Source organism: Thiothrix nivea DSM 5205, assembly GCF_000260135.1.
Lineage (GTDB): Bacteria > Pseudomonadota > Gammaproteobacteria > Thiotrichales > Thiotrichaceae > Thiothrix > Thiothrix nivea.
Window position 1 is genome coordinate 4,576,205 of sequence record NZ_JH651384.1, and the last position, 7,922, is coordinate 4,584,126.

The 7,922-nt window shown below is 37.9% G+C and carries 6 protein-coding genes and 1 pseudogene; 6 read left to right on the forward strand and 1 reads right to left on the reverse strand.

The window, feature by feature from the left end:
- Positions 1–47 precede the first annotated feature (47 nt).
- Positions 48–653, forward strand: coding sequence for a DUF6602 domain-containing protein (locus THINI_RS25460; RefSeq protein WP_002710821.1), 606 nt, complete (start codon positions 48–50; stop codon positions 651–653).
- Here the strand turns inward: THINI_RS25460 and THINI_RS27445 are convergent.
- Positions 590–1,526 (reverse strand): annotated as a pseudogene (locus THINI_RS27445) (IS1595 family transposase). The gene THINI_RS25460 and the pseudogene THINI_RS27445 sit on opposite strands and share 64 nt — an antisense overlap.
- A gap of 24 nt (positions 1,527–1,550) precedes the next feature.
- Here THINI_RS27445 and THINI_RS22670 point away from each other — a divergent pair.
- From THINI_RS22670 to THINI_RS22680, 5 genes are all read left to right on the forward strand, one after another.
- Positions 1,551–1,976 carry a hypothetical protein gene (locus THINI_RS22670; protein WP_040839744.1) on the forward strand — a complete coding sequence of 142 codons (426 nt, stop codon included), beginning with the start codon at positions 1,551–1,553 and terminating at the stop codon, positions 1,974–1,976.
- Between the two features lie 735 nt (positions 1,977–2,711).
- Positions 2,712–3,104, forward strand: a complete 393-nt coding sequence (locus THINI_RS25465; protein ID WP_154724489.1) for a hypothetical protein — start codon at positions 2,712–2,714, stop codon at positions 3,102–3,104.
- Between the two features lie 184 nt (positions 3,105–3,288).
- A complete protein-coding gene (locus tag THINI_RS22675) occupies positions 3,289–5,097 on the forward strand; it encodes an ATP-dependent nuclease (protein WP_211207006.1) in 1,809 nt (602 codons plus the stop codon).
- Entirely contained in the window at positions 5,058–5,390 is a 333-nt protein-coding gene (locus THINI_RS26115; RefSeq protein ID WP_211207007.1) for a hypothetical protein, read from the forward strand. Before THINI_RS22675 ends, THINI_RS26115 begins: the two co-directional genes overlap by 40 nt.
- Entirely contained in the window at positions 5,372–7,309 is a 1,938-nt protein-coding gene (locus THINI_RS22680) for a UvrD-helicase domain-containing protein (protein ID WP_002710822.1), read from the forward strand. Before THINI_RS26115 ends, THINI_RS22680 begins: the two co-directional genes overlap by 19 nt.
- Positions 7,310–7,922: the final 613 nt, after the last annotated feature.

Here is a 7,922-nt window from a genome sequence, read left to right on the forward strand (position 1 = left end):
CCCGTCAATTCAGACGTTAGAAGTTCACCCATCCCATAAATATCACTATGAATGCAGCAATTGGCGCAATAATTGAAAATCTAGATCAAATAAGGTTGGTTTTTAGCAAAACTGAAACTATTTTTTCAAAAGACACAAAAAATACAGGAGACTCTAAAGAAGTATCAATATCAGAATTTCTTGAGAGCTTTTTCCCAACAACATACACCGTTAAAAAAGGCAAAATCTATTCTCTTGATTCAGACTCCCAAGAGATAGATTGTGTTATTCTCCATTCTATACACCCAAGACTATTTACTCCCAAAAGAGAAGTGATTTTAGCAGAAGGCGTATATGCTGCTATAGAGATAAAACCTGACATCAAAACATTAACCAATAAATCAGAATTTCATCGAGGATTAAAACAGATACAAAGTGTAAAAAGACTTCAAAGAAAACTCCCTACTCTGCACACAGAAGGAAAAGTTCCAGAGAGCAGACACAGAATTCCATCTGTAATATTCTCAAAAGAAGCTCGTCACATCAACGATACAATTATTTACATCGAAGAACAAATAAACAAAAAAGGCTCAATATGCGTTTCAGGGTCTTATCCCAACAGCAGCGAAAGCAAGGACTGTAAGGCAGCTTGCCCCCGTTTCCTGATGTTGTGAAGAGACTCGAAGAATGCAAGGTAACACGGTAGCTTTTCTTGTGAGATCCCCCGATGAGGTCGTAACCATGAGCGTAACAGTGACCAAAAACCTTCCATCGTATTGACGTGGACTTCATGGAAACCGTCACCATCTTCGTCACGGGCATATTCGCCTGCGCCATGGTTGACGGTTTTGTGGGCATAGCCCCATTCTTCCAATCGGCTGTAAATGTTGTACTCATCGGTGTAGACCAGCGTGCCTGCTGCCACCGTTTCCACAATCAACGGCTTGATCGTCGTCTGTTTCACATTCGCCAGCATACGGATCACGACCTCCCCGGAACGCTGGATCATGCCGAAAATGGGTGGTTTGTCCTTTTCCAGTGTCCCACGCCCCGGCGCACCTTTCAGGGCGCGGCGGCGACCTTCACGCCCAGCATCCGCGACGGCTTCGGGGTTTCCCTTGTGTCCAGCCTTGACATAAACCTCATCAAATTCAACATTCCCAAACAGGTTTACTGGCGTTTTTTTTCTCGACACCACGCCGTAACTGTTCCGTCATCGCCTGAACATCATCCTTGTTCAACCCCAATTCGCGGGCGATTTGTTGGTTGGACAGGTTCAACGACATCAGGTACAGGCACAACACCCACACCTTCAGCGGCTGGTGGTGGCCTTCAAACACCGTTCCCGTCAGGTCATCAAAACGCTTTTGGCAATCCTTACACTGGTAACGCTGGCGTTCCTGCTGGGTGTCATCCTTGCCTCGACGGATAGTGTCCTGTGAACCGCAGTGCGGACAAATCACCCCATTAGGCCAACGCACGGAACGGACTTGCTCGAAACAGGCGGCATCACTGGTCAGGCTGGAAATACTGATGAGCGAGGTCATAAAGCCTCTCCTTGGCTATCGGAAATGACTAACTTTACCGCTATCCATCACGTTTGCAATGCCGGGGAAAACAAGACCCTGAAACGCATATTGAGCCACAAAAAAATACTAACACCTTTAGAGATACCTGATTTAATAGTTGTTTTAGACCAATACATTATTTTTCATACACTAGAAGTTGAGAATACACTCTTCGACTCATGGGCTAAAGGGATAACAGGAGAAGCATATATACTGATAGACTCCAAAGAGAGTACCTTATTATTATTTATCCTCATACTATACTGTTTCAAAGCTCCAGAACCATCAATTAGCGATAGCTTTTTCATCAAAGAATATCTAAAACGACATGACTTCAAACCTTCTTATAAAGTCATTTCTAAAGAGATATTAAAAAGAACTTCTAACGAGTGTGTCGACGACGGACGCGGTGACAGCCCGCGACTCTGAACAACTTACTCCCCGCCGCGCCCGTCACACGAGACGTTGGCGAGGGCAAAAAACAAAAAACACCGCTAACCTGAAAGGCTGAAAAATAAGAATTGGACTCCCCGTTCGCTGATGCTCTGACAGACTGTGCCGCGTTCGCCGTGCCAACCCAAAGGTTATCGTGCGCTAATGCGTGATCGATTGTGCCCAGACTCAACCGCTGAAAAGTTGGCCTCCCCGTTCGCTGATGCTCTGACAGGCCGTGCTGCGTTCATCCATGCCAACCCAAAAACCATCGTGCGCTGATGCGTGATACATCACGCTAAATTTATTTGGCTAATTTTAAAATGTTAATCCCATGTTTAAACCTATACTTTTAATTATATTTATCAGCATATTCACGATGGGCTGCACTACTAATTCAGCCCAACCACAGACTGAAAAACCACTTGCGCGAATTGATCCTAAACCCCAAATTTCCCCGCTTTTACCTGCATCGCCCAGCACAAAGGTGACATGTCAAGACCCACCTGAATGCAAAGTTTTCCATTAACAGAAGTCAAGTTGACCTCGATGGGTGGTTTCCCAACCTTCACAGTGCGCTGATGCGTGACAGACAACATCAGACTGAACCACCGGAAATAGAATGGTCGTCCTTCGCTGATAAAAAATTGCTTCGGTTCAATTGCCAAAGGTGCCAACCCAAAGACAACCCTACGCTGATGCTAATCCATTGTGCCAAATTCATCACTAAAGATGTCAATTCAAAAAAATACCGACAAACAAAATGGTACATTATCTAAAGAAATCAAAGATTGTGCACTATTTACTCTTTTCTCAGGTGCAGCCCCTCAGTGGCTTATTGACCTTATCACCTCCAACGGTTTTTCATTTGATTCAGGCATTCTTATTAGGCTGACATCAATACCTGAACAAGAAGGCGATTATTTTTCAGGGCTTTGGCTAACCAACTCTCATGAGTTTTGGCAATTTTCTGTTATTGTTAATCGTACCGACAAAACTCTAATCGGAGTTGATTCGTTCAATAATATCACTTCGACGGTCGTTATTTCCGCACACACAAAAGGCACAGGTAAATCTTTTGGCTATCTTGCCATTGAGGTTCTTGATGAATTATTCTCAGGTTGATGCGTTATTTTTTGGCCGTGCTTCAGTCAAAGGCTGTGCCAAAAATCATTTATTTATTATTAAGCGCCAACAAATCATTCGACGACGGACGCGGTGACAGCCCACGACTTCGCCCAGCTTACTCCCAACCGCGCCCGTCAATTACGACGTTATGCTCTTCCACTCGTCAAAAGGAATCCAATCAATGCAAATCACAAAAATAAAAGCTAAGAACTACAGGCTTTTAAAAGATTTTGAACTAGATTTGGAAGAAAATTTATCATTAGTTATTGGAAAAAACAATTGTGGAAAAACATCACTTCTTTCAATATTAGATAAGTTCATCGGCAGCAAATCAAATAATAACTCTTTTACTTTTGATGACTTCAATAGTGAATTTAAAGATGAACTTAAAATCAAACTAGATTCTAATGACAATTCAGGGTTTCTTGGCTTCTCACTGAAACTATTTATAGAATATGATACACATGATGACCTGTCAAATATAGGTAATACTGTAATGATGGATTTAGACCCTAACAACAAAACTATTGTTTTAGCATTTGAATACAAGCTAGAAAAATTCCATCAATTGATACTAGATTTCACAAACTTTAAAGCAAAAGAAGCTGTTAAAGGCGAAGGGTATGTACAAAAAGATATTTTTCAATTTTTGAAAAAAAACCATAAAAAATATTTCAAAATTTTCAAGAAGACAGTTCTTTTTGACGTTGCAACATCTATAGAAAATGATGATATTTTTATTGATTTAATAAAAGAGAATATACGAATTGATAACATAATTAATTTCAAATTGATCGATGCAAAAAGAAATGTCTCGAATAAAGAGCCTGAAAAATCATTGTCTTCATTGTCCTCAAAAATATATAAAAAAGTTGAAGCAAGTGAAGGCGAAAAAGAAGCCATTGAAAAATTCAAAGATACCTTAAGTGCTACAGACGATTTACTAGATGATGTTTATGCTGGTATTTTCAAGAATGTCACAGATGACATTAAACAGCTTGGCGGAATAAAAAAAGATGATTCAAATATTAAAATTATCTCGACTCTTCAACACAGAGAACTGCTTGAAGGAAATACCACTGTAATGTATGACATAAACGGGAGTCATTCTTTACCTGAAAACTACAACGGTTTAGGTTATATGAATTTGATTAGCATGATATTTGAAATCAAAATATTGTTGCATGAATTCCAGAAAGAGCAATCCGAAAAACCCGCCGATATTAATTTTCTTTTTATTGAAGAACCCGAAGCCCATACACATCCACAAATGCAATACATATTTATCGAAAATATTAAAACGCTATTGAGCAAAGGAATTCAACGAGACGATGGGCAGAATAGGAAGCTACAAACTATCATCAGTACACATTCAGCCCATATCGCATCCAAAAGCGACTTTCATGATATTAAATATTTCAAAAAAGAAAACGATCGAGTAGTCTCAAAAAATTTAAAAGATTTGGAAAAAGAGTATGTAACTAATGGAGAAGAACAAAACTACAAATTTTTAAAGCAGTACTTGACACTTCATAGAGCAGAACTGTTTTTTGCAGATAAAGCAGTCTTTATAGAAGGTGATACTGAAAGAATTTTGTTGCCTGCAATGATGAAAAAAATAGATCAAGAAGATGCCTCTGAAGAGACACCTTTACTGTCTCAAAATATTTCAATTATCGAAGTGGGGGCATATGCACATATCTTTGAAAAATTCATAGATTTTATTGGGGTAAAATCTTTAATTATTACCGACATAGATTCTGCAAAAGAAGATAAAAACAAATGTAACGTTCTTCATGCAGAGGCAAAGTATACGACCAATGCATCATTAATATTTTTCTATAGCACCAATGAGTTGACATACTTCATTGACTTGCAATTAGAAAATAAAAGATTACATAAAGATAAAGATTCTACACGATGGACTCAGAATGCAGAGGGTCATCTAGCGTGTATTTTCCAGTTAAACGAAAAAATAGTGATGGCGTAATTCATCACGCACGAAGTTTTGAAGATGCTTTTTTTCATATCAATAAACAGTTCTTCTATGACAATCTTTCAAAATTTCCTAATGGCATAAAGAACTCAAGATATATGAATAATGGACATAGTGATTATCAGGATGATGTATCGTTATGGGCAGAAAAATGTGTAGATAAAAAACCTGCACTAGCTATGGAAATTTTATTGAATAGCAAAACAGATGAAGCTGGAAATCAATTTTCAAATTGGAACATTCCTCAGTATATAAAAGAAGGGTTGATATGGTTGAAGCAGGACTAGAACCCGAAGTACAGGAAATATTTGGACATGTACAACTAGGGCATAACTTTTTACTTAGTGGTGGTGCGGGAAGTGGAAAAACATACTCTTTGGTACAGTTCATTCAAGAAGCAATTAAATTAAATCCTACCGTTGCAGTTGCATGTATGACATATACGAATGCTGCTGTAAAAGAGATTGAAGAGAGAGTTAATCATGAAAATTTACAGGTCAGTACCATTCATGATTTTTTATGGGACAACATTAAATCTTTTCAGAATGAATTGAAAAAAACACTGATACAACTTGTTAATGATCCAGCAGTAAAAATAAAAGTCCCTGATGGAATTGTGGATGCGACTTACTATGACGCATTGGTAGATGGAATTCAGTACAAAGAATATGTCTCTATAACAAATGGGATCATATCTCATGATGAAGTATTGATATTAGCTAACTATATGTTTCAGACTTATCCTAAATTATGCGATATACTGAAAGACAAATATAAGTTCATTCTAGTCGATGAGTATCAAGACACTAACCCTCTTGTCGTAGAAATATTTTTACAACATCTAAAGCAAAGTAATCGAAAAAATATCATTGGTTTTTTTGGTGATTCAATGCAGTCAATTTATGAAGATGGAGTCGGTGATTTAAATACATACATCCAAGCCGGTGAAGTCTATGAGGTTAAAAAAGAACAAAATAGACGAAATCCTATTTCAGTTATAGAGTTGGCGAATAGACTTCGGACAGACGGTATAAAACAACATCCATCCTCAGATAACCATGCTCCAAACATGCAAGATGGACGTGTTAGAGAAGGCACCATAAAATTTTATTATTCATCTCAAGGAGTTAACAATTTAGAAACATTAAAACGGACATTGAACTGGGATTTTGACAATGCTATTCAAACTAAAGAGTTGAACTTAACACATAACCTTATAGCTCCAAAAGCTGGCTTTGGTGAGCTAATGGAAATATATGATAATGATAAAATTTTAGACTACAAGAACAGAATTGCGAAATATATTAAAGAAAACAATGTTGCTATTGACTTTTCAGAAAAAACTTTTGGCGAAGTTATTAGGATATTAAAAGATGGGAAAACTGGCTCAGAGCTAAAAAAAGTTAACCCTACTACAGGAATGCAAAGTTTCATAGATGCTCATTCTGAGCAATTTGAAAGTGCAAAGCAATATCCATTTGATGTTTTCAAAAAAATATATTTGGATAAAGATTCTTTGTTAGACGATACAAAAAAAGACAAAGAAGACGAAAACAAAAAAGGAACTAAAAGAGATGAGTTAATCAAGCATCTTTTTAAAATCCAAAATAACATTAATCTCTACAAAGAAGAGAGGTATAACGAATTTTTACGCAAAACTGAATATAGAATTAGTAATATCGCTGATAAACAAAATCTTAAAGATACTATTGAGACTTTAGATAGGATGTCTGATGAAACAATAGAAGATGTAATAGACTATGCGCATGATAATAGAATATGCAAAAAAGATGACAAGTTTGATAATTTTCTGCGAGATAAAGAATATGTATTCATTCAAGTAAAAAAAATAAAATTCCAAGTTTTTCAAAATTTATTTTACTACTTAGAGGGATATACACCCTTCTCTACGCAACATAAAATCAAAGGTGCTGAATTCGACAATGTCTTAGTTGTCTTAGATAACGGCAATTGGAATACATATAACTTCGAATATTTAATGAATGAGGGAATATTTGACAGCTTAACTGCTTCAAAAAAGAGTTCGTTTCAAACGATACTAACTAGAACGCAGAAAATTTTCTATGTCTGTTGTACTCGGGCTAAAGAAAATCTTGTAGTATTTTATAATTTGCCATCAGTCGCGATTATTGAAAAAGCTAAAGTTTGGTTTGGTGAAGCAAATGTCCATTCAATCGATGCATAATCGAAAATACATAACAAGACCTAGCCGTCCCATATGCCGACTTCACTTTGCTGAAGCCAAGATGCCGATCAGTATTTTCATTCCTGATAATGAGTCACGATTTAATATAAAAAAGGTCTCAGAGGGTTACTGTTTCAAAAACAAACTATCTGCTGCAATAACTAAATACGATAAAAAGGCATAACGAGTGTGTCGACGACGGACGCGGTGACAGCCCGCGATTCTTACTTTTTACTCCCTGCCGCGCCCGTCACACGAGACGTTGGGCGAGTTAAAAAAAAGTGCATCGCCAGATTCAAAGACCGAATAAAAATGTTTTCATCATGTGCTAACGCGGGAAATACCGTGCCAAATTCAAAAGCCGAAAATACTGATTCCGGTGGCCGCGCTGATGCGCGGGAAAGTTTGTACCCTGTCCCATTCGTGCCAGCCCAAATCGTGCGCTGATGCGTGACAGACAGTGCCAACCTGACCGCCTGAAATAGAGCGTTCATCCTTCGCCGACAAGAAAGGTGCTTACGTTCATTTGCCCAAAATGGTGCCAAACCAACAAAACCCTGCGCTGATGCGTGATAGACCGTGCCAACCTAACGACTTGAAAAGAACGCTTGTC

What these genes read in the sequence shown, in the direction of transcription:
- THINI_RS22675 (WP_211207006.1), top strand. Translation starts at nt 3,289, where the DNA reads ATGCAAATCACAAAAATAAAAGCTAAGAACTACAGGCTTTTAAAAGAT.
- THINI_RS22680 (WP_002710822.1), top strand. Translation starts at nt 5,372, where the DNA reads ATGGTTGAAGCAGGACTAGAACCCGAAGTACAGGAAATATTTGGACAT.
- THINI_RS25460 (WP_002710821.1), top strand. Translation starts at nt 48, where the DNA reads ATGAATGCAGCAATTGGCGCAATAATTGAAAATCTAGATCAAATAAGG.
- THINI_RS25465 (WP_154724489.1), top strand. Translation starts at nt 2,712, where the DNA reads ATGTCAATTCAAAAAAATACCGACAAACAAAATGGTACATTATCTAAA.
- THINI_RS22670 (WP_040839744.1), top strand. Translation starts at nt 1,551, where the DNA reads ATGACTAACTTTACCGCTATCCATCACGTTTGCAATGCCGGGGAAAAC.